The organism is Aliivibrio sp. S2TY2 (genome assembly GCF_028765525.1).
In the GTDB taxonomy this organism is placed as follows: Bacteria; Pseudomonadota; Gammaproteobacteria; order Enterobacterales; family Vibrionaceae; genus Aliivibrio; species Aliivibrio finisterrensis_A.
Genome location: NZ_JARACS010000011.1, coordinates 24323 through 45415, shown reverse-complemented (window position 1 = coordinate 45415; position 21093 = coordinate 24323). Strand labels below are relative to the sequence as shown.

Annotated in this window: 15 protein-coding genes; 12 read left to right on the top strand and 3 right to left on the bottom strand. The window is 39.6% G+C overall.

What is annotated here, in order from left to right; genetic code table 11:
• Window positions 1–10: 10 nt before the first annotated feature.
• Window positions 11–1480, bottom strand: a complete 1470-nt coding sequence (locus PVK63_RS15425; RefSeq protein WP_130044985.1) for an alanine/glycine:cation symporter family protein — start codon at window positions 1478–1480, stop codon at window positions 11–13.
• A 657-nt stretch (window positions 1481–2137) separates the two neighbouring features.
• On the opposite strand from PVK63_RS15425, the gene cadB reads away from it, so the two are divergent.
• The 4 genes from cadB to PVK63_RS15405 all read left to right on the top strand — a co-directional run bounded on the left by cadB (window position 2138) and on the right by PVK63_RS15405 (window position 8407).
• Window positions 2138–3472: a cadaverine/lysine antiporter gene (gene cadB / locus PVK63_RS15420; RefSeq protein ID WP_130087824.1), complete on the top strand. Its 1335-nt coding sequence runs from the start codon at window positions 2138–2140 to the stop codon at window positions 3470–3472.
• Between the two features lie 116 nt (window positions 3473–3588).
• Window positions 3589–5727 carry a lysine decarboxylase CadA gene (locus PVK63_RS15415; protein ID WP_130047783.1) on the top strand — a complete coding sequence of 713 codons (2139 nt, stop codon included), beginning with the start codon at window positions 3589–3591 and terminating at the stop codon, window positions 5725–5727.
• A gap of 76 nt (window positions 5728–5803) precedes the next feature.
• On the top strand, window positions 5804–6673 hold the full coding sequence (gene pdxY, locus PVK63_RS15410; protein WP_130087823.1) for a pyridoxal kinase PdxY: 870 nt from the start codon (window positions 5804–5806) through the stop codon (window positions 6671–6673).
• A gap of 348 nt (window positions 6674–7021) precedes the next feature.
• The gene (locus tag PVK63_RS15405; RefSeq protein WP_130087852.1) at window positions 7022–8407 is read left to right on the top strand and encodes a cytochrome-c peroxidase; all 1386 of its coding nucleotides are present in this window, start codon (window positions 7022–7024) and stop codon (window positions 8405–8407) included.
• Between the two features lie 49 nt (window positions 8408–8456).
• On the opposite strand, the gene PVK63_RS15400 is transcribed toward PVK63_RS15405, so the two are convergent.
• Both PVK63_RS15400 and PVK63_RS15395 read right to left on the bottom strand, forming a co-directional pair.
• The gene (locus PVK63_RS15400; protein WP_130087851.1) at window positions 8457–9530 is read right to left on the bottom strand and encodes a hypothetical protein; all 1074 of its coding nucleotides are present in this window, start codon (window positions 9528–9530) and stop codon (window positions 8457–8459) included.
• On the bottom strand, window positions 9530–10579 hold the full coding sequence (locus PVK63_RS15395) for a hypothetical protein (RefSeq protein WP_130087822.1): 1050 nt from the start codon (window positions 10577–10579) through the stop codon (window positions 9530–9532). The genes PVK63_RS15400 and PVK63_RS15395 overlap by 1 nt, the downstream gene beginning before the upstream one ends.
• A 397-nt stretch (window positions 10580–10976) precedes the next feature.
• On the opposite strand from PVK63_RS15395, the gene PVK63_RS15390 reads away from it, so the two are divergent.
• The 8 genes from PVK63_RS15390 to PVK63_RS15355 all read left to right on the top strand — a co-directional run bounded on the left by PVK63_RS15390 (window position 10977) and on the right by PVK63_RS15355 (window position 20973).
• On the top strand, window positions 10977–11606 hold the full coding sequence (locus tag PVK63_RS15390; RefSeq protein ID WP_130087821.1) for a magnesium transporter: 630 nt from the start codon (window positions 10977–10979) through the stop codon (window positions 11604–11606).
• Window positions 11607–11815: 209 nt separating this feature from the next.
• On the top strand, window positions 11816–12361 hold the full coding sequence (gene sigZ, locus PVK63_RS15385; protein WP_130087820.1) for an RNA polymerase sigma factor SigZ: 546 nt from the start codon (window positions 11816–11818) through the stop codon (window positions 12359–12361).
• Window positions 12362–12513: 152 nt separating this feature from the next.
• Complete coding sequence (gshA, locus tag PVK63_RS15380; protein ID WP_130087819.1) at window positions 12514–14112, top strand: glutamate--cysteine ligase; 1599 nt, start codon at window positions 12514–12516, stop codon at window positions 14110–14112.
• Between the two features lie 4 nt (window positions 14113–14116).
• Window positions 14117–15916: an ABC transporter ATP-binding protein gene (locus PVK63_RS15375; RefSeq protein ID WP_130087818.1), complete on the top strand. Its 1800-nt coding sequence runs from the start codon at window positions 14117–14119 to the stop codon at window positions 15914–15916.
• The gene (locus PVK63_RS15370; protein ID WP_130087817.1) at window positions 15909–17726 is read left to right on the top strand and encodes an ABC transporter ATP-binding protein; all 1818 of its coding nucleotides are present in this window, start codon (window positions 15909–15911) and stop codon (window positions 17724–17726) included. The genes PVK63_RS15375 and PVK63_RS15370 overlap by 8 nt, the downstream gene beginning before the upstream one ends.
• 25 nt (window positions 17727–17751) lie before the next feature.
• A complete protein-coding gene (locus tag PVK63_RS15365) occupies window positions 17752–19212 on the top strand; it encodes a glutathione synthase (protein WP_130087816.1) in 1461 nt (486 codons plus the stop codon).
• 190 nt (window positions 19213–19402) lie between these two features.
• The gene (locus PVK63_RS15360) at window positions 19403–19720 is read left to right on the top strand and encodes a helix-turn-helix domain-containing protein (protein WP_242504767.1); all 318 of its coding nucleotides are present in this window, start codon (window positions 19403–19405) and stop codon (window positions 19718–19720) included.
• The gene (locus PVK63_RS15355; RefSeq protein WP_130087815.1) at window positions 19717–20973 is read left to right on the top strand and encodes a type II toxin-antitoxin system HipA family toxin; all 1257 of its coding nucleotides are present in this window, start codon (window positions 19717–19719) and stop codon (window positions 20971–20973) included. The genes PVK63_RS15360 and PVK63_RS15355 overlap by 4 nt, the downstream gene beginning before the upstream one ends.
• Window positions 20974–21093: the final 120 nt, after the last annotated feature.

Sequence of the window (21093 nt, the reverse complement as noted above, 5' to 3'; positions counted from 1 at the left end):
CTAAAGTAGATTATGCTTTCTTTTTCTTTGGATGCCATGCACCGTCTAGGTCATCAAGTTCAGGGAACTTAGTTCTATCAAACTCAGGCGTTTTACCTGCTTTAAGTTGAACTTCGTAATCCTTGATAACTTTGATAGCTAGTTTAGATAGTAGAACTAAAGCAACAATGTTGATTAGCGCCATCATACCCATAGATGCATCAGCTAGGTTCCATACTACAGGCAGAGAAGCTACTGAGCCGAACATAACCATTGCTAGCACACACAGACGGAAGCCAAATAAGCCCTTCTTAGAGTTACCGTTCAAGAACATTACGTTTGTTTCAGCATAGCTGTAGTTTGCAATGATAGAAGTGAAACAGAACAGAAGAATAGCTAGTGCCATAAAGTAGCTTGTCCAGCCGCCTAACTCGTTAGTTAGTGCTTGCTGAAGAAGGCTGATACCCGTAGCAGCGTCTGGCTGATCCATTACGCCAGAAAGCATAATCATCGCAGCAGAAGCAGTACAGATAACTAACGTATCAACAAAAACACCTAGCATTTGCACAAAACCTTGTGATGCTGGGTGGTTAGGGTTTGGTGTTGCACTTGCTGCGATGTTAGCAGCAGAACCCATACCCGCTTCGTTTGAGAATAGACCACGAGCGATACCAGATTGCATTGCTTGAGCGATAGTGTATGCAACACCACCTGCCGCCGCTTCTTGCCAGCCGAATGCACTCTTAACGATAAGCGTTAATACTGCAGGAACTTCAGTAATGTTCATCACTACAATAATTAGTGCAATCGCAAGGTAACCAATTGCCATTACAGGAACGATTTTCGATGATGCGCTAGCAACACGACGTAAACCACCCATGATAAAGAAGCCAGAAACCGCAACAATTACCACACCCATGATAGTTTTATCAAAACCAAATGAGTGATTCAGAGCATCGGTAATTGTGTTTGCTTGAACCGCGTTGAACACTAAACCAAAAGCGATGATTAAGAAGATAGAGAAAAGTGTTCCCATCCAGCGTTGACCAAGGCCTTTTTCCATGTAGTAAGCAGGGCCGCCGCGGTATTGACCGTCAACGTCTTTCACTTTGTATACTTGAGCCAGTGTCGATTCAATGAATGCTGTCGCCATACCAAATAGAGCGATAACCCACATCCAGAAGATAGCACCAGGGCCACCAACGGTTAAAGCGACTGCCACACCTGCCATGTTACCCGTTCCCACGCGAGCTGCCATAGAGGTGCAAAATACTTGATAAGAGCTGATTCCGCTGTCGATCTCTTGACCGCTGCGTAAGATTTTAACTGAGTGACCAAGCTGGCGTAGTTGAATAAAGCCAAGACGTACCGTGAAGTAGATGCCGACACCAACAAGAAGATAAACGAGGACTTGTCCCCAAAGAAGGCCATTGATAGTGCCAATGACAGACATTAACGCCTCGTTCATTGACTCAATTAGCGTTGAATCTGTGTTTGTCATGAAATTTCCTTATTATTAATCGTTAATTTATTTTTCCTAAACAATGGATAACGAAATGCCAATCTTTAAGAAATATAAGTAACTTTGTTATAAAGTTGTATAAAATATCGTTTGCTAAGGATTTGCGGCGATTAATATAGTTCAGTCGACTTTAGCTAGTCAATCATAATGAAACAATATGTCGTACTTTTTTTACGTGTGGCGATAAATATTTACAATTTTTTCATTGAAATTTCCTCACTCAATTAACCATGAAAAAAAACGGGTCTTTAGTTGGTTAGTATTTTTATAACGAAGAGATAAAGGTCATAAATAAACCCTTATTCTTATCAATATTAGAGGTTTATATTTTTTGTTTTTTTTAATTAAATCTAAAGTTGAAATTTTAACTTATTGAAAGTAATCGTAATTTAATTTTGCCTATCTTCGCTTATCAGTTTTCTTCTTTATTTTTTTATCATTATTTTATTGATAATTTTATCCTTATTTTTTTTCGATTCATTGGGCGTAATCTTCATCTCAACATTCGAGCGGGATGTTGTGTATTTACCCCAACAGAGTTTGCATGCTCCGTCTAAATAACATCTCGCCCTCTTAAATAAAATTTCGCATCACGGGCTAAATAATAGAGCCCATTCGATAATCCCTGGAGATGTTATGGAATCGAATACAAAAAAAATTGGCTTAATTGCCTGTACGGGTGTTGTTGCCGGCAACATGATGGGGAGTGGTATTGCACTATTACCTTCTTCATTAGCGGCAGTTGGCTCAGTATCCATCTTTAGTTGGATTATCTGTTTAGTGGGTGCATTAAGTTTGGCGTTTGTTTTTGCCCGCTTAGCAACGAAAAATCCTCAAGAAGGTGGCCCAATTGCTTATGCAGGTGAAGTCTCTCCTGTATTTGGTTTCCAAACCGGTGTCCTTTACTACCACGCAAACTGGATTGGTAACTTAGCCATCGCTATTACTGGCGTTTCTTACCTATCTGTTTTCTTCCCTGCTTTGAATGACCCTATCCCTGCGGCTGCCGCGACGATTGCATCAGTATGGTTATTTACCTTAGTTAACTTACTAGGTGGTAGCTGGGTAAGTCGTCTTTGTACTCTAGGTTTAGGTCTTATCCTTATTCCTGTTGTGGGGACTGGTCTTGTGGGTTGGACTCACTTTGATCCTGCTTTATATAACCAAAACTGGAATGTATCTTCAGGCACAAGTAGCCACGCTATTATCAGTGCTGTGCTTATCTGTTTATGGTCTTTTGTTGGTGTTGAATCAGCAGCGGTATCATCTGGTATGGTAAAAAATCCAAAACGCACCGTTCCTCTAGCAACAATGTTAGGTACAGCGATTGCGGGGGTGATTTATATCCTATCAACTCAAGTAATCAGTGGCATGTTCCCAGCAGCAGAAGTTGCAGCATCAGGTGCGCCATTTGCTCTAGCAACCACTGAGATTTTCGGTAGTTGGTCAGCCCCATTTGTTGCGGCATTTACAGCCCTAGCATGTTTCACATCACTGGGTTCTTGGATGATGTTAGTTGGTGAAGCAGGTAAACGTGCCGCTCACGATGGTAACTTCCCTAAAATCTACGGTGAAACTGATAAAAACGGTGTTGCTAAAAAAGGCTTAGTCTTAGCATCACTTAAAATGACAGCACTAATGATTGCGTTAACTGTGTTCAGTTCTCAATCAGCTCACACTGCGGATTTATTTAATCAGTTAACGACTGATGCCGTACTACTAACAATGCTTCCTTACTTCTACTCAAGCATTAACTTAATTCGATTCGAAGGTATGACAACACGCAGCGGCTTTACCATGTTCTTCTCTGGTATTGCTTGTGTATTCTGCATGATTGCACTGGCTGGTGCAGAGGGTGCAACACTAACTGCAACCTTCATCGTGTCACTTGTCATTCTTATGTTCTACGCAAAAAAAATGGGTCTGAAACAATCAGAGCAACACATCAGCACTGAAGCTGCTGCCCATTAATATCACTCGATAGCGTAAACACTTAACGCTACCAACTTAATAATTTACCCCCAGGCGCTCCACTACCTCACCATCAAAAAGATGGGGAGCGCCTTGTTTCGTCTTGGAGATATAAAATGAATATTTTTGCTATCCTAAATCACTCAGGTGTTTTCTTTAAAGAAGAGCCAGTTCGCGAATTGCATGCTTCTTTAGAAAAAGCAGGCTATAAAGTGGTTTACCCAGTAGATGCACAAGATCTATATAAAATGATTGAAATGAACCCACGTATTTGTGGTGTGTTATTTGACTGGGATAAATACTCACTAGACCTATGTACTGAAATTAATACTCTGAATGAAAAATTGCCGCTATATGCATTTGCAAACCAACATTCAACATTAGATATTTCATTAACTGATTTACGTCTAAATCTACATTTCTTCGAATATGCCCTAGATATGGCTGACGACATCGCACTGAAAATTAATCAAGCGACAGAAGAATACAAAGACCAAATCATGCCTCCGTTTACTAAGGCACTATTCAAATACGTAGAAGAAGGCAAATATACCTTCTGTACTCCGGGTCACATGGGTGGTACGGCTTTCCAAAAAAGTCCAGCTGGCAGTATTTTCTACGATTTCTACGGTCCAAACGCATTTAAAGCGGACGTATCAATCTCAATGCCTGAGCTGGGTTCATTGCTTGATCATTCAGGTCCTCATAAAGAAGCGGAAGAGTATATCGCTCGTACCTTTAATGCTGATAGCTCTTACATCGTAACTAACGGTACGTCTACATCAAACAAAATTGTAGGTATGTACTCAGCTCCTGCAGGTAGTACAGTACTTGTTGACCGTAACTGTCACAAATCTCTAACTCACATGATGATGATGAGTGATGTTACGCCTATCTATTTCCGCCCAACGCGTAACGCTTACGGTATTTTAGGTGGCATTCCACAAAGTGAATTCACTCGTGAAGTGATTGAACAAAAAGTAGCAGCAACACCAAACGCAACCATGCCAGGTTATGCAGTTATTACTAACTCAACTTACGATGGTCTGTTGTACAACACTCAATACATCAAAGAAACACTAGATACTAAATACATTCACTTCGACAGTGCTTGGGTTCCTTACACTAACTTCAACAAAATTTATGAAGGTAAGTGCGGCATGAGTGGCGAAGCAATGCCGGGTAAAGTGTTCTATGAAACACAATCAACTCATAAATTATTGGCTGCGTTCTCTCAAGCATCAATGATCCACGTAAAAGGTGAATTTGATAAAGAATCATTCAACGAAGCGTTCATGATGCACACATCAACATCACCTCAATACGGTATTGTTGCATCAACTGAAACCGCTGCGGCAATGATGCGTGGTAATACAGGTAAGAAACTAATCCAAGATTCAATTGATCGTGCGATTCGTTTCCGTAAAGAGATCAAACGTCTACAAAGTGAAAGTGACAGCTGGTTCTTTGATGTATGGCAACCAGAAAACATCGATACAACAGAGTGTTGGAAACTGGATCCAAAAGATACATGGCACGGTTTCAAAGACATCGATGATGATCACATGTACCTTGATCCAATCAAAGTAACGCTATTAACTCCAGGAATGAACGAAAATAGCGAAATGAGCGAGACAGGTATTCCTGCATCAATCGTTGCTAAATACTTAGATGAACACGGTATCGTAGTAGAGAAAACAGGTCCATATAATCTATTGTTCCTATTCTCTATCGGTATTGATAAATCAAAAGCAATGCAATTACTGCGTGCATTAACTGACTTTAAACGTGGCTTTGATCTAAACTTAACAGTGAAAAACTTCCTTCCTTCACTGTACAACGAAGATCCAAGTTTCTACGAAGGCATGCGAGTTCAAGAGTTGGCACAAGGTATTCATGACTTAACTCGTCAATACCGTTTACCAGAGCTAATGTTCAAAGCGTTTGACGTATTACCTGAGCTTAAAGTAACCCCACACGCAGCATGGCAAGAAGAGCTACGCGGTAATGTGGAGGAAGTGAAACTGGAAGAAATGGTTAATCGTGTAAGTGCCAATATGATCCTTCCTTACCCACCAGGGGTTCCACTAGTACTTCCAGGTGAAATGGTAACGGCTGAGTCTCGTCCAGTACTTGATTTCTTAGAAATGCTATGTGCTATCGGCGCACATTACCCAGGCTTTGAAACAGATATTCACGGTGTATATGCTCAAAAAGATGGCAGTTACACAGTGAAAGTTCTAAAAGAAGATTAAGCCCTAGGGTTTTGAAGGAATATCGTTTATTTTAGGGCACGGAAGCCCTTACTCTATTTAAAATTATGGTGATGTTATGAAACGTATTCTTTCCATTCAGTCTCATGTGGTATTTGGTTGTGCAGGCAACAGTGCTGCGGTTTTTCCAATGCGAAGAATGGGAATGGAAGTATGGCCTATTAATACGGTACAGTTTTCAAATCACACACAATATCAACAAGGTTGGAAAGGCATCGCCATGCCTGCTGGCCACATTTCAGAATTGGTTGATGGTCTATCAGCGATTGAAGCAACTCATGTTTGTGATGCGGTGTTAAGTGGTTACTTAGGATCAGCAGCGCAAGGTCAAGAGATCATCACAGCGGTTCAGAAAATAAAACAAGACAATCCAAACGCAATTTACTTCTGTGATCCAGTGATGGGTCATCCTGAGAAAGGCTGCATTGTTGCACCAGAAGTGACCACTTTCTTTAAAGAGTCCGCACTTGCATCAGCAGATATTATTGCGCCTAACTTATTAGAGTTAGAAAGTTTAACCGGTATGACGATCAACACCTTAGAGCAAGTGATTGAAGCGAATAATCAACTGCTTGAGCAGGGCGTTAAGATGGTGGTGGTAAAACACTTGAGTCGTGCGGGTATTAAAAAAGATCGCTTTGAAATGCTATTAACCACCAAAGAAGGCAGCTACCACGTTTCTCGTCCTCTATATGACTTTGATGCAAAGCGTCAGCCTGTAGGGGCAGGGGATTTAATCAGTGGTGTAATGCTTGCTAACTTAATGGCGGGTTACTCTCCAATTGATGCGTTTGAACGTACTAATGCTGCGGTTGATTCGGTAATGCAAGAAACTTTCAATCGTGGAGCGTATGAACTGCAACTTATCGCATCACAAGAACATTTCAATACACCAGAGATCACAGTGAAAGCAGAAAAAGTCGCTTAGTGAAGTTCTAGTCACTACAGAGCTAGAACTGAACAAAAGAGATTATCTAACATAATAGATAGAAAGTGCACAGCCCGTTCGTAGTTAATATGAGCGGGCTTTTTTATGTTTATCACCCGAAATTAAGATTTATAAAATTGATCTAAAATAAGAAACTAGCGGCTAGTAATTTAACAAAAAATACACAACTAAAAGTCTAATGTAATTTATCACCATGAAAAGTAAGGTTATTTAATGTTATCAGGTTTGGGTATCGATTAAATCGATGATTCTGATGATATTTCTTCCTTGGAAAGCGTTTTTTTTTCACTCTATCGTGTGCGCATATTCAGATTGCAGGAGAGAATGATGAAAAAAATAGGATTAATTATAGGACTTGGCGTCATTGCCTACCTTGGTACCGTTTATGTAGTTGACTCATCAGATGACGCTCGAAGTCAAAGAAAGCTAGCGAACTCACAAATTAAAGATGACCCTATATCTTCAGCTGCGTTTCAAGTATTAACAGAGAATGGATGTGGTTATTGCCATACTGAAAATAGCGAAATGCCTTTTTACGCCAATCTTCCTATCGCTAAACAATTGATGAAAAAAGACGTAGAAAGTGGATTACGTCATTTTCAATTTGATGAAGTACTAAGTAGTTTTGAAGAGGGTAATCAAATTTCAGACGTCGCATTGGCTAAGATCAGTGGCGTATTGAATGATAATTCTATGCCACCAAAAGCCTATTTATCTATGCACTGGCGCTCAAACTTATCCGACGAAGAAAAGCAAACGTTACGCACATGGATAAAACAAGAACAAAAGAATAAACACTCATTGGCAAGCTCAGAGTTTAAATACGAAGCCGTTCAACCAATTAATGCTGACATAACGGTAGATGAGCAAAAAGTGGCACTAGGTGATGCGCTATATCATGATAAACGTCTTTCTGGTGATAACACGGTAGCCTGTTCTAGCTGTCATTCATTATCAACGGGTGGAGTGGATAGATTAACCACATCAACCGGTATTAATGGTTCAAAAGGCCCAATTAATGCGCCAACAGTGTTTAACTCATCTTACAATATTCATCAATTCTGGGATGGTCGTGCGAATGATTTGCAAGAACAAGCAGGTGGGCCACCGATGAATCCAATTGAAATGGGCTCAACCTCATGGGATCAAATCACAGGTAAACTTGAGCTTGATGAAGAGATGAAAGCGACTTTTGCTGCGATTTATCCTGATGGGATCACGGGTGACAACATTACAGATGCGATTGCTGAATTTGAGAAAACCTTGATCACACCAAACAGTCGATTTGACCAATTCTTAAAAGGTGATGCATTAGCATTGAATGAGCAAGAGCAACACGGCTATGAACTATTTAAACAAAACAAATGTTCGACGTGTCATGCTGGTCAAGCGATGGGGGGACAAACGTTTGAAGTGATGGGCTTAAAAGCGGATTACTTTGGTGAGCGAGGCAATGTATCTGAGGTGGATAATGGCCGCTTTAATGTGACAAATAAAGCACATGACATGAATCGTTTTAAAGTGCCTACCTTACGAAATATTGCACTAACGGCACCGTATTTCCATGATGGTAGCGCAGAAACATTAGATGATGCAGTTGCAGCGATGGCGCAATATCAAGTTGGTGTAACTTTATCTCAAACTGAAGTTGAAGATATTAGCGCTTACTTAAAAACCTTAACTGGTGAATATAATGGTGAAATGCTGAATTAGAACAAATACTGATAATAAAAAGGAGATCATATGATCTCCTTTTTTCGTTTTATTGCTGAGCAATGTCATTTAATAATCTCAGGCGTTCTTTTTCTTGTTCTGACATTTGATAGGGCTCATCACTTAAACTTGAAATATCAAAAGATGAAATAGTAAATACGGTTTTCCGACTTGTGCCATAACGCGTTTTCTCTCCTGGAAAGTCAGACATTTTTTCAACCGTGATATTTCGTAGTTCAAACTCTGCCACATCATTTTTAAGTACTGAACTGTGTGCTTTTAGTTCAAATACAGCATCACCTTGAGAGAGTTTTTCTTTATTGTTCAAAGAAGCAATCGGCTTTCCATTGGTTTGAAATAAATTGGCTCTAATTCGGTAGTAACCGGACTCTTTCACTTCAACGTTAAGCGGTAATATCATATCGCTTCCCGCAGAGTAAGGCGGCTCTATTGAGTTAACATAAGCCACTGGATTTGAAAATTGAATATCGGTAGTCAGGGTGTCCTTTCCATCAACAAAAGAGATTACCGCTTTAATTCTAATCTCTTGAGGCCACTCTTTTTGAGGTGAAAACTCAGTAGTCAACTCTTGTGTATATTGAGTTGTGAGGGATTTTCGAGTTTCTGGGTCTAATAACTCATACTCGATATGATCAACCGCGAGATCTGAATTGAGAGTGACGGTAATAGGCTCAGGGTAAGAAAATCGATATTTATCCAAAGAGAGGGAAGCTTTATGAGACCCATCTAATACGGGGATCTTAACTTCACTGAAGTGATTGGGCTCAAGATAACTTTTATCGTTAGAAAGCAGTGGCGTTGAGTAAGAAGGATAAATCATATCTTCGGCGTAAGCTTTAGATAATAAGGCAAACTGTTTGCTTAGCTCTTGCGGTAAAGCCTTCTGTACCTCATCTTGTTCTTGTAGAGAGATAAGGTCTGTTTTTGTTTGCACGACATCTTTTTTTAACTGCTTTGCTGAAGCTGCTTTTATTTTTTGGTGAGTTTTTACTGAAGAATGCTCTCCTACCATCGTTTGGGCGGTGCTATCCTGCATTATCCAATGAAAGGTCGCCGCTGAAGTCATCAGCAGCGCACCAATAAATAAAGCGTTTTTATTCATCACAATAAATCACTAACCAGTTCAGACATGGTTTCATTTTTTGAGTTATCAACGTAACGATATGTATTGCCGCTTAACCAATAAGTAGAATCTGTCGTACTTACTTTAATGATTGTACCATCGAGCAATGTTTTTTCTTGGCTTACGGCCGTTACTTTACCTTGATGTTTTGTGCCAATTAATCCGCTATGGCTGTAATCATCCCCCATTAATAGTGGGTAATGATAAGGCATAAAATTAGTCACCGCTTGTGGTTGGTTTTCTATTTTCCCATCAAAAGCGAGAGTTGTTGAACAGCTTGTAAATGAGCCAGATTGACTTGAACCACAAGAAGAATGGCTTGATACCACGCCATCATCTTTACCCGGTAAAAATGCACTGGTTGATCCAAAATAGTCACTGCCTTTACCGACAAAGCGAATGCGAGGAATACGGTTATCAGGTAAAGGGGCTAGTTGACGTGCATTGGTAACTTTTAAATCATTAAGTACGCCGGTATTTCCTACACTAGGTGTTTCACCTAACCATAATGACATTGCATATTTTAAGGGGGCATTTAATACGCCACTGCCTTCTGAAATATTAATCGCCATATCACCTAGCTCAGAGCCACCACCTGCACCGGCAAAGTCGAAGGTCGCAATAATATTAAGCGGCGTTAACCCTGCATTGATGAGCCAGTTTTCTTGATTGTCTAATAGATAACGAGCAACCAGATCCCCAGTAGAATGAGTGACTAAAATACAGCCATTTTGACAGGTGTTATTTTCAGAAAGAGCTTTTAATTTTGGCCACACATAATCGCTTGAGATCTTTCCTGCGACACGTTCGTGCGAAGGCCAGTCGATACGCTCATCGGCTTTGGCTAGCCAAAAATCTTGCCAGTAGGTTTTTCCATCAGCAATAACCGCATCATGATCGGGCTTGGTTTGAAGTTGACCAGCTTGAAAACCATGAATCAAGATAATGGGATGCTCACCTAGTGCAGCCAAACTAGGAAGAGAAGCTGTCGCTGTTATTAATAGGAATAGACGTGAAAGAAACTTCATAAGAGTTAACTCTTTTTGAGTAATTATGTTTATAGAGTAATTGCTCAACTCTTATTTCGCAAATGGAGGTATCGATTGCGTTCTCATTTATGAGGTGGGACGTATTGAACGCTTATTATTTAACCGGAAATAACCTTTTTCTCATGACATATTTCTGAATGTAAATGAAGGGCCTATTTGCAATACCTCCTTACACACCGTAATGGTATCTTTTGCTGTTATTGGGTAAAGTCCGCCCGTCTTTGAATGCAGTTTTACTGCTATCCATTAACCCATCTTGTTTATACAAGGAAGCACATCATGAACACCAGTAAACAGGAACCCCCAAGTTGGTGGTTTAACTCTTTTTCTACATGATGATCTGAGGGTGATATGTCTTCAGATCTGGAGACGTATTATGGAATTCGTACAACAAAAAACAGACACAGAACATATTAAAACATCAGACAACATGCATAAAGGTTCTGGTGTTGAAGGCATTAGTATCAGCATAAAAAATGCATCAATTGGCGTGCTTTATAAGAAACGCGTATTTTGGTTAGTGCTGCTTGTTTTTGGTAATGTATTTTCAGGGGCGGGTATTGCTTACTTTGAAGAAATTATTACTTCTTATGTCGCGTTGGTTTTTTTCTTACCTTTATTAATTGATAGCGGTGGTAATGCCGGCTCTCAATCTGCAACTTTAATGGTTCGAGCGTTAGCTACCGGTGATGTAAAACCAAATGACTGGGGTAAAATGCTTGGAAGAGAAGTCTTTGTCGCTCTAGGGCTTGGCTTGAGTATGGCCGCCGCTGTTTACCTTTTAGGTTTATATCGCGGAGGTTATGAAATAGCGATGGTCGTTGGCTTAAGCATGATAGCGATTGTGCTTATAGGTAGCTTAATTGGCACTATACTTCCTTTTGGTTTACATAAACTTAATTTAGATCCCGCTTCTGCTAGTGCCCCAATGATAACCTCTATCGCCGATATTTCCGGCGTATTAATTTATTTTGCGATAGCTTCTGCGGTATTAGAGATAGGCTAACCACTCTATTATTTAAAAATATTCGCTCATTGATGAATGGATTAAGACATTAAAAAGCTCAATATCACTTTTGATGTTGGGCTTTTTTCCTATATAAAGCGTTATCGATTACAATGAGCTATCGGTAAATATTTTATTTTGTATCAGTTCTAAAATATGATTTTTCCTTTAGAGGTTAAACATATTCACTTATTTGAGGTTCCGTTTTTATGTTGTCAGAGTGGCAAAATCACAAGGCGCAATTGCGTAGCTATGTGTATAAACGAGTGGATGATGCAAGTGCGGTAGATGACATACTTCAAGATGTGTATATAAAAGCCAGCAGCAATTTGCACCAATTAAAATCTCAAGGTAGCTTGAAAGGATGGTTATATAAAATAGCCTACAACACCATCATGGATTTCTATCGTGATAAGTTGCCGTATGATGAGTTACCGGAAGATTTAGTCGCCGAAGATGAAGATACGGTAGAGGAAGCTCGAAAAGAGATGGCCGAATGTATCCGTCCACTAATTGATGAACTTCCTGATAAATACCGCATTCCTTTGTGTTTAGCTGAGCTAGAAGGCGTTCCTCAACAAGAGATTGCTGATAAGTTAGGGTTATCTCTGTCAGGAGCAAAAAGTCGAATTCAACGCGGTCGTGTTAAATTCCGTGAAAACTTAATGGCTTGTTGTGATTTTGAAATCAATGACGGTGGGCTTGTAACAGGCTATTCCCCTAAAAAGACAAATTGTTCCTCACATCAAAAGTAACGTCACCTCCTTTTAAAAATAGACGGTAAGTAGAGTCATTATTTTCCGTTTATCTACTTTTCTTTCTTTTTCATTTTATTTAAATTTTTTTGCGTCTTTTTCTCTATTTGTGCGTCTTCAAGTTGTTAAAAATATTTTTATGAAGAACAAAAATGAAAAATACAGATGTGAAATACCTAGAATCTAATGTGCTTTCTTTTTTAAATAACGACAATGCCATAAGTACATTGCATGACATTCGACGTGGAATTGAAAGAGAGTTGATCCGCACTACGTCTGAAAGCCGTATTTCAAACTTATCTCATCCAGAAGTGTTGGGTTCTGCGTTAACGCACCCTTACATAACGACTGATTTTGCAGAAGCACAATTAGAGTTAGTTACCCCAGCAATGACAGAAAGAAAAGCGACGTTTGATTCGTTGGCTTCTTTGCATCATTTTGTTGCGACTCATTTGCCTGAAGATGAAATTATGTGGGGGGCAAGTATGCCTCCGGCACTGCCAAATGATGATGAGATTAAGATTGCCTCGTATGGGTCATCGAACGCTGGCCTGCATAAGGTGCGTTACCGTGAAGGCTTAGCCAATCGTTATGGAAAAAGAATGCAGTTAATTTCGGGCATTCATTATAACTTTTCATTACCCGATTCATTCTGGGCAACGTTACACGCGCACCTTGGAAGTGAATTATCATTAAACGATTTTATTTCAGAGCGTTATTTTCATCTGATCCGTAATGTTCTACGTAACGGGTGGGTTATTCCTTATTTATTTGGCGCATCGCCAGCGGTAGATAAAAGCTATTTAGCAGATCAAGATCACCCCTTAGCTACTTTTGATGAAGATACCTATTATTTGCCATGGGCGACTTCGCTACGTTTAAGCAATATGGGGTATAGCAGTAATGAGCAGTCTCTTTATCCAACGAGCTTTAATAGTAAACAAGAATACTTAACTGATTTATGTCATGCATTAACAACACCAAGCGCACGTTATGTTCACCTAAATGCTGAACAGCAGTTAAATGGGTCAGTCCTACAACTAGAAAATGAATTGTATGGTTCTATAAGACCTAAAATCGTTAATGATCAATTACGCCCTTTATATGCGATGTGCCATCACGGTATCCAATACATTGAATTACGCAGTCTGGATAATAATCCACTATTACCATTAGGGATCAGTGAAGAACAAAGTCATTTTCTTGATGCATTTCTTACCTACAACGCTTTAGCACCAAGCCCAGAATTAACCGATGATGAGCGAGTGTTAATTGCCCGACGCCAAGAATCAGTAGCAACAGAAGGGCGAAAAGAAGGGTTGTTATTGCCAACGCTACAAGGTGATATTGAGCTTAAAGATCTTGGTTCTGAATTACTTGATGCAATGATACCTGTTGCGACATGGCTAGATATTGCGTTTTCCACAGAAGAGCATAAACAAGGGATTAAACGTGAACAAACTAAGTTTGTAGATAGTAATTTAACGCCATCAGCACAAATGCTAGCAATGATGAAAGGTGAGAAACTCTCATATAAACGAGCAACACAGAGACTCTCAATAGTGCATTTTAAACAGCATCAAAACACTAAGATTGATGAAGAGGAAATGGCTAATTTAACTCGTTTAGTGACGGAGTCTTTAGTTAAACAGCAACAGATGGAGACACAACAAGACATGAGTTTTGATGAGTTTATTCAGAAAAAAAACTATTTGCAGTGTGATTGTGAAATAGAAGAGGCGGTAGCGTAATTTAATGAATATTTTGTGGAAATTGCGCGGTTACATCAAGATGTTTTCTCGCCAATACATTATTGCCATTATCGCATTGCAAGTGGTGGCCTTATTAAGCTTGGTGCCTTCTTGGTTAATTGGGCGCATTATCGATAGCATCAGTGCCAACCAATTAACCATGTCATATTTGTTGATTCATATTGGTGGTATTGCTCTCTCTGCAATTGCAATGTATGGCTTACGCTATGTGTGGCAAAGTCAATTGTATGGGGCTTCTATTGCTATTGCGAAAGTGCTGCGTCGAGACTTATTTAAAAAGTTTTCAAGGTTGTCACCGTCATTTTATTCTCGTCGAAGTACGGGTGATTTAATGGCTCATGCCACGAATGATTTGAATGCGGTTGAAGAGGCAACAGGAATGGGGGTTATGACCTTAGTCGATTCCTTTATCGCCGGTTTGACTATTATTTTTGGCATGATATTCATTGTGAGTGGTGAGCTTACTGCTGTTGCACTATTACCGTTTCCGTTATTGGTTTATATCACTAAACATTATGGTACTAATCTACATAAAACATTTGGTCGCGCGCAAGCAAGTTTCGCTCATTTAAATGAAGAAGCGCGTGAAACTGTTTCTGGTATTCGTGCCGTTCGTTCTCATGGTATTGGACAGCGTCAAGAGCAACGCTTTGGTAAAACACTGGATGAAACATTAGACGCTAATTTAGCGGTTGCGAAAGTGGATGCGGCGTTTGCACCAACTATCCAGTTAATTTACGGCTTATCATTTGTTATTTCATTGGCTTATGGTGCGTGGTTAATCAGTCACGATCAGATCTCGGTGGGTTTGTTTACTACGTTTACGTTATACCTTGGGCAATTATTAGGACCATTTCTACAATTTGGTTGGCAGTTTAATGTTTTCCAACGTGGCAGTACGTCGTGGAAACGCTTAGAGGCACTTTTTTCAGAAAAAGAAGAAGTGGCAGAAGGTACCGTTACATTACCAACTGATGCGAAAGCAACGCTGAATATTAATATCGCTTCATTTTCTTACCAGAACTCGAATCGCCGAGCATTAGAACACATTAATATGACGGTAGCTGAAGGTGGCTTTGTTGGTATAACCGGACCAACCGGCAGTGGAAAGAGTACCTTATTACAATTGATCCTAAGGCAGTTCGAGTTACAAAGCTCATCAAATATAAGTATTGATGGTCATTCTGTTGAATCATTAACGTTTCATTCATTACGCAGCAAGATGGCGTGGGTTCCACAAAAGCCATTTCTTTTTTCAGGCTCTATTGCTGAAAATATCGCACTGGCTAAACCGGAGGCAACAGAAGAGCAAATTAAACACGTTGCAGAGATGGCGGGAATTAAGAGCGAAATTGATGCTATGCCTGATGGGTTTAATACTGAATTGCGAGAAGGGGGCAGTAATCTTTCTGGTGGGCAACGTCAGCGATTAACACTGGCAAGAGCTTTACTATCTGATGCGGATATTCTGTTGTTGGATGATCCATTCAGTGCGTTAGACATTAAAACTGAAGTGATTGTTCGTCGAAATCTAAAGGCAAATTACAGTCATAAAACCATGTTATTAGTAACTCAACGTTTACCTAATTTAATCGAAGCAGATCGGATCTTTGTATTAAATGAAGGGCAAATTGAAGAGCAAGGGTCACATCATGATCTATTGGCTAATCAAGGTTGGTATTCAATGGTTTACCAACGACAAAGTCAGCTAAACACCGTTATTGAAGATATCCCAAGTGAGAATATTCAAGGGTCAAAATCAGAGGGGGGATCTCATGCGTGAAGACAATGCACAACAGCCTAGTGATGTTTTTTTATTTAAGCGGTTATTAGCCTATTCTTTACCTCATAAAGCACGTTTTATTGTCGCCTTTATGATGCTAACGGTAGCGATAAGTGCTGAAATGGCGATTCCATGGTTAGCAAAGATTATCCTTGATGAGGTAATCGTACCGCAACAGTTTGAGTGGCCACATCTGATTGGTCTTGTTAGCTTGGTGATGTTGTTTTATGTGATCTCGGCGTTATTTACATATTTGCAAGCCGTATCATTCCGTCATAGTGCCTTGTTGGTGATTAATGACGTGAGAAAACAGCTGTTTAATCATGTGTTGAATTTCTCGATCAGTAGCTTTGATAAATTATCTGCCGGTAAATTGGTTTCTTATATTACCAATGATACTGAATCTATGCGTGATATGTTTGTTTCAACGATACCTACGATCATTCAAGGCAGTTTACGCATCATTGCGATATTTATTGCGATAGCGATCTTGGATTGGCGCTTGATGCTATTAAGCTTGGTATTGATCCCGATATTACTGACAACAATGCATTTGTATCGAAAAATCTCAATGCCAGTGTTTAATGGGATTAGAGAGCAGATCAGCAATATCAATGGGCGGATTAATGAATCGTTACAAGGAATGGCGCTGATCCAAGCGTTTAATCAAGAAAAAGCATTTAAAGAAAAATTTGAGCAAGAAAACCAACGTTGGTTTGAGTTTAGAACCAAATCAATCGCGATAGATAGCTTCATGCTGATCCCATTAACCCGTTTAGTGTCGAATCTAACGGCAGCAGGAATTGTGGCATGGTTTGCTTATGGATCATTAACTACCGTAGTTGAAGTGGGTACGTTATACGCCTTTTTGAACTACATCGAACGTTTCTTTGACCCGTTCCGTCAGCTTTCAATGGAGCTACGTAAATTACAGGTAGCAACGGTTGCATCAAAACGTGTATTTGAGTTATTGGATGAGCAATCAGAACAGAACCGCTATCCACAAGAACATGTTGAAATCTCAGCGCCGCATGACATTGAGTTTCGTCATGTTGATTTAAGTTATGACGAAGGTAATTTGGTCTTATCTGATGTGAATTTTGTCGCTAAAGGTGGGCAGTTTACAGCGATAGTTGGTCATACAGGCAGCGGCAAAAGCTCGGTGATTAATTTGCTGATGCGATTCTATCAACAGCAACAAGGCTCTATTTTTATTGGAGGTCAGCCGATTGAATCTTTACCTGAAGTCCAATTACGTAAATTATTTGGTCTGGTTTCTCAAGACCCAACGATTTTTAGTGGTTCAATAAAAGACAATATCGACTTATCTCATGATAGGCCAAACGACGAAAAAGTGATGTTAGCGGCACAACAAGTTAACGCTGATCACTTTATTAAACGTCTTACTGATGGCTATGATCACCATCCAGGTTACGGTGGTGGTTCGTTTTCTGTAGGAGAGCGACAACTGTTAGCTCTGGCTCGTGCTTTATCACATGATCCAAGTGTTTTTCTTTTAGATGAGGCGACGGCCAACATTGATAGTGAGACGGAAGAGACAGTAAAAGCCGCATTAGAAAATATTCGAGATGGGAAAACAGTCATTATGGTCGCGCATCGATTATCAACCATTAAAAATGCCGACCAAATATTAGTAATGAACAAAGGAAAAGTGGTTCAAAGTGGCACTCATGATGAACTTATTGTGCAAGCGGGTGATTATAGAGAGTTATATTTAACGCAAAAAGCACAAGAAGAAGATGAACATCAGAACAGCACGCTGGGTTTAGCTAGCATTACCGCTGCTTGAATTATTGAATTTAAGAGTAATTAAAATGAATACAGAAAAAAAACCGTTTGTTTCTCAACAAATTATTGAAGACGCTTGTGAGTGGGCGATTATGCACGGTGTGGCTTTTCGACAAGCAGATAATACAGCACGACACTGTCCATTTAGTATCGCCCCAATGAGTATTGAGCGCGAAGTGTATAATCATTTATTAGCAGTGACCCCATTGATAACTAAGCTTATTCATAATGTCTCTGAAGATCATGATTTCCTACAAACGTCATTAAGTAATATGGCAAAAGCCGATCCTTTCTTTGGTTTATTAATGTCACGACATCAACAATTGCATGGTGATGCAGGTAATAAACTAATTGCCGAGCGTAAGCCATTATTATTGATGCGAACTGATTTTATGGATGACCGTCAGCACGGCGCAAAAGTCATTGAATTTAATGGCATCGCAGCAGGGATGGGGCCGTTTGGTCAACGTGCTGCAGAGTTTCACTCATTTATGAAAAATCAATGGCCTGATACTTATAATCAATGGATTGAAGACAGCTCCGCGGTACCAGCGGATAATCATGGTTTGGAGCAATTGGCCTATGGTATTGCAACTACTGCGAGAGCGATTAAAACAGATTTTTCTGACCAAGGTAAACCCACGTTTTTAATGGTGGTTCAAAAGAATGAAGATAACGTTTATGACCAACATTTACTTGAAGTTGAGTTGCAAAAACAAGGAATACGCACTGTAAGACGCACCTTTGAGCAGTTAAGTACTCAACTTTCTAGTGGTGAGAATAAGCGACTGTTACTTGAGAATGTAGGGGCCATTGATGTTGTGTATTTAAGAGCGGGTTATCAATATGAAGATTATTTCGCACCGGAATTAAATGAGCCTGTGTGCTGCCATACATTAAGTCAAATTAGACTGTTTATCGAGCAGCATCATGTCGCCGTGAATGCCACCATCAGTCAGCAATTAGCGACCAGTAAAACAATGCAAATGCTATTAACCATGATGCCAGAAAGTGAATATGCACGTTGGGGTCTAAGCCTTGAAGAGGCAAAATTGGTGAAGAGTGTTTTGGCAGAGATGAAACCCATTAATGTTGAAACGATTAAATGGTTTGAAACAGAAGCGATTCAAAATGAGTGGGTATTAAAAAACCAAGGAGAAGGTGGTGGGCATTGTATTTTTGGTCAGGATATAGCGGAAAAATTAACTCAGTTAGCACCAGAAGAATATGATGCTTGGGCGTTAATGCAACGCTTATATCCACATGAACGTGATACGCCAACCATTGCCGTTCGTGATGGTGAACAAACTATGGTGGATGATTTGGTGAGTGAAATTGGCTTATTTACAGCGTATTACAAGGGTAAACCAGTGACCGAATTTGAAGGTTATGCAGGGTATTTAATTCGCAGTAAACCTGCCAGTGAAAACGAAGGTGGGATCCACAGCGGCAAAGGTATTTTAGATTCATTGGTGTTAATTGATTAATAAGCTTTATTATTAATACAAAGCCCAATCAACTTTGCACCCCTTTATAAACCCCCTTCGTTCCATATTAATAAAAACAACGGTAATGTTGTATTTGTCAAAGATAACAACTTATAAGTTGTTATCTTTTTGGATTACAACTAAAGTGTTGTATATAATTTTGTCGTAATATCAGCGTCGACTGGAGTGAATGATGAAGAGTATTGTTGAAATTTCAAAATTACTGATTGAGCAACGCAAAGAATTAGGAATCGAGCAAAAAGATATGTACATGCGGATTGGCATGAAGCAACAACAGTATCAACGTATTGAAGCCGGCAGTGATGTAAAGCTGTCAACCTTGCTCAGAGTCTTAGAAGGACTAGACTTAGAACTATCTATTACACCTAAAGGTACCAAAACTCCTTCTAATCAAGTGTCTGAAAGTTCTGTTGACCTAAATAAAAGCGATCTGCAAGATGATACCGATGATTTAGAATTTTGGTTTGGCTCTGAGGATAAATCATGAATAAGCAAGTCGAGCAGGTTGAAGGTCTTAATATTCAGCTGCATGGTATTGATGTTGCTGTCATCGCACATTACGGTGGTGGTAAAAATATCTTAACGTTTAATCCTGAATTTATTTCAATGCCTGCCGAAAGACGTCCTGTATTTACTCTAAGGCAGTTACAAGACTCTAGTTATTTAAGTAAACCTCAAATTCGAACTGATAAGGTTCCACCTGTTTTATCAAATCTTCTACCTGAAGGTGTGTTAAGAGAAATTACAGCCAAAGCACTTCAATGTCATGTTAATAATGAGTTCTCAATCCTCGCATACTTAGGTTCTAACTTACCGGGTGCTTTATTAGCCAAGCCGATAAAGGCTGGAAATGTGCCGGTTTGGGCACTAGAGCAACGCTTGTCGATAGAGCCTCAACAAATTAATGTTAAATACGCTGACACTAAGTTTTCACTTGCTGGTGTACAAATGAAATTTTCTTCGTCTCACGTTGATGGCCGTTATCATATTGACCAAGAAATATCAGAAGATATATGGATAGTAAAAACGCCATCAACAGTCCATAAGGCTGTGCCTGTTAATGAGTATACCTGTATGAAGTTGGCTGAAGCTGCCGGAGCTATAGTTCCTGAAATACGATTGATTGAACTTGATGAATTAGAAGGCTTACCAAATATACAATTACCAGATGAACAATATGCTTATGGTATTAAGAGATTTGATCGTGGTGCTGAAGGTCGTGTTCATACTGAGGATTTTGCTCAAGTGTTTGGTTTATATCCGTCAGATAAATATCAAAAAATCAATTATGAGCAGCTTGGGAAAGTACTTTATCAATCAAGTACTGAGCGTTTAAAAGATATCCAGCAAATGGCAAGAAGACTTCTTATTAATATATTACTTGGGAATGGTGATGCTCACCTGAAGAACTGGACTTTAATTTACCCTGATGCGCAGTCACCTCGCTTATCGCCTCTTTATGATGTGGTATTTACAGTGCCATATATTGAGGATGACAGCCTTGCAATTAAGATGGTTGGCACAAAGCAATGGTTTGAGATAACCATGAAGAATTTTGAAGTCTGGGCTGAGAAATCTGGAGTGCCGTGGGTTGCGATTAAACCCCATTTATTAGATGTAATTGATAAAGCAAAAAATAAATGGCCGCGATTGTTGCAAGAATTACCAATGTTAGAAGAGCACAAGGCTGAGTTAAAGCTTCATTGGGCGAGATTGAGTGTGGATTTTAAGGTCTTATGACACAAAAAAGCCCAACCTCTTTCGAAGTTGGGCTTTTCCAAACGTTTGGTGGGCTGGGGTCATCTGATTTTATGTTGTATCATTTTGTTTTATAAATGATAAGTCGTATTGATTTTATTT

What these genes read in the sequence shown, in the direction of transcription:
- PVK63_RS15425 (WP_130044985.1), bottom strand. Translation starts at nt 1,480, where the DNA reads ATGACAAACACAGATTCAACGCTAATTGAGTCAATGAACGAGGCGTTA.
- cadB (WP_130087824.1), top strand. Translation starts at nt 2,138, where the DNA reads ATGGAATCGAATACAAAAAAAATTGGCTTAATTGCCTGTACGGGTGTT.
- PVK63_RS15415 (WP_130047783.1), top strand. Translation starts at nt 3,589, where the DNA reads ATGAATATTTTTGCTATCCTAAATCACTCAGGTGTTTTCTTTAAAGAA.
- pdxY (WP_130087823.1), top strand. Translation starts at nt 5,804, where the DNA reads ATGAAACGTATTCTTTCCATTCAGTCTCATGTGGTATTTGGTTGTGCA.
- PVK63_RS15405 (WP_130087852.1), top strand. Translation starts at nt 7,022, where the DNA reads ATGAAAAAAATAGGATTAATTATAGGACTTGGCGTCATTGCCTACCTT.
- PVK63_RS15400 (WP_130087851.1), bottom strand. Translation starts at nt 9,530, where the DNA reads ATGAATAAAAACGCTTTATTTATTGGTGCGCTGCTGATGACTTCAGCG.
- PVK63_RS15395 (WP_130087822.1), bottom strand. Translation starts at nt 10,579, where the DNA reads ATGAAGTTTCTTTCACGTCTATTCCTATTAATAACAGCGACAGCTTCT.
- PVK63_RS15390 (WP_130087821.1), top strand. Translation starts at nt 10,977, where the DNA reads ATGGAATTCGTACAACAAAAAACAGACACAGAACATATTAAAACATCA.
- sigZ (WP_130087820.1), top strand. Translation starts at nt 11,816, where the DNA reads ATGTTGTCAGAGTGGCAAAATCACAAGGCGCAATTGCGTAGCTATGTG.
- gshA (WP_130087819.1), top strand. Translation starts at nt 12,514, where the DNA reads ATGAAAAATACAGATGTGAAATACCTAGAATCTAATGTGCTTTCTTTT.
- PVK63_RS15375 (WP_130087818.1), top strand. Translation starts at nt 14,117, where the DNA reads ATGAATATTTTGTGGAAATTGCGCGGTTACATCAAGATGTTTTCTCGC.
- PVK63_RS15370 (WP_130087817.1), top strand. Translation starts at nt 15,909, where the DNA reads ATGCGTGAAGACAATGCACAACAGCCTAGTGATGTTTTTTTATTTAAG.
- PVK63_RS15365 (WP_130087816.1), top strand. Translation starts at nt 17,752, where the DNA reads ATGAATACAGAAAAAAAACCGTTTGTTTCTCAACAAATTATTGAAGAC.
- PVK63_RS15360 (WP_242504767.1), top strand. Translation starts at nt 19,403, where the DNA reads ATGATGAAGAGTATTGTTGAAATTTCAAAATTACTGATTGAGCAACGC.
- PVK63_RS15355 (WP_130087815.1), top strand. Translation starts at nt 19,717, where the DNA reads ATGAATAAGCAAGTCGAGCAGGTTGAAGGTCTTAATATTCAGCTGCAT.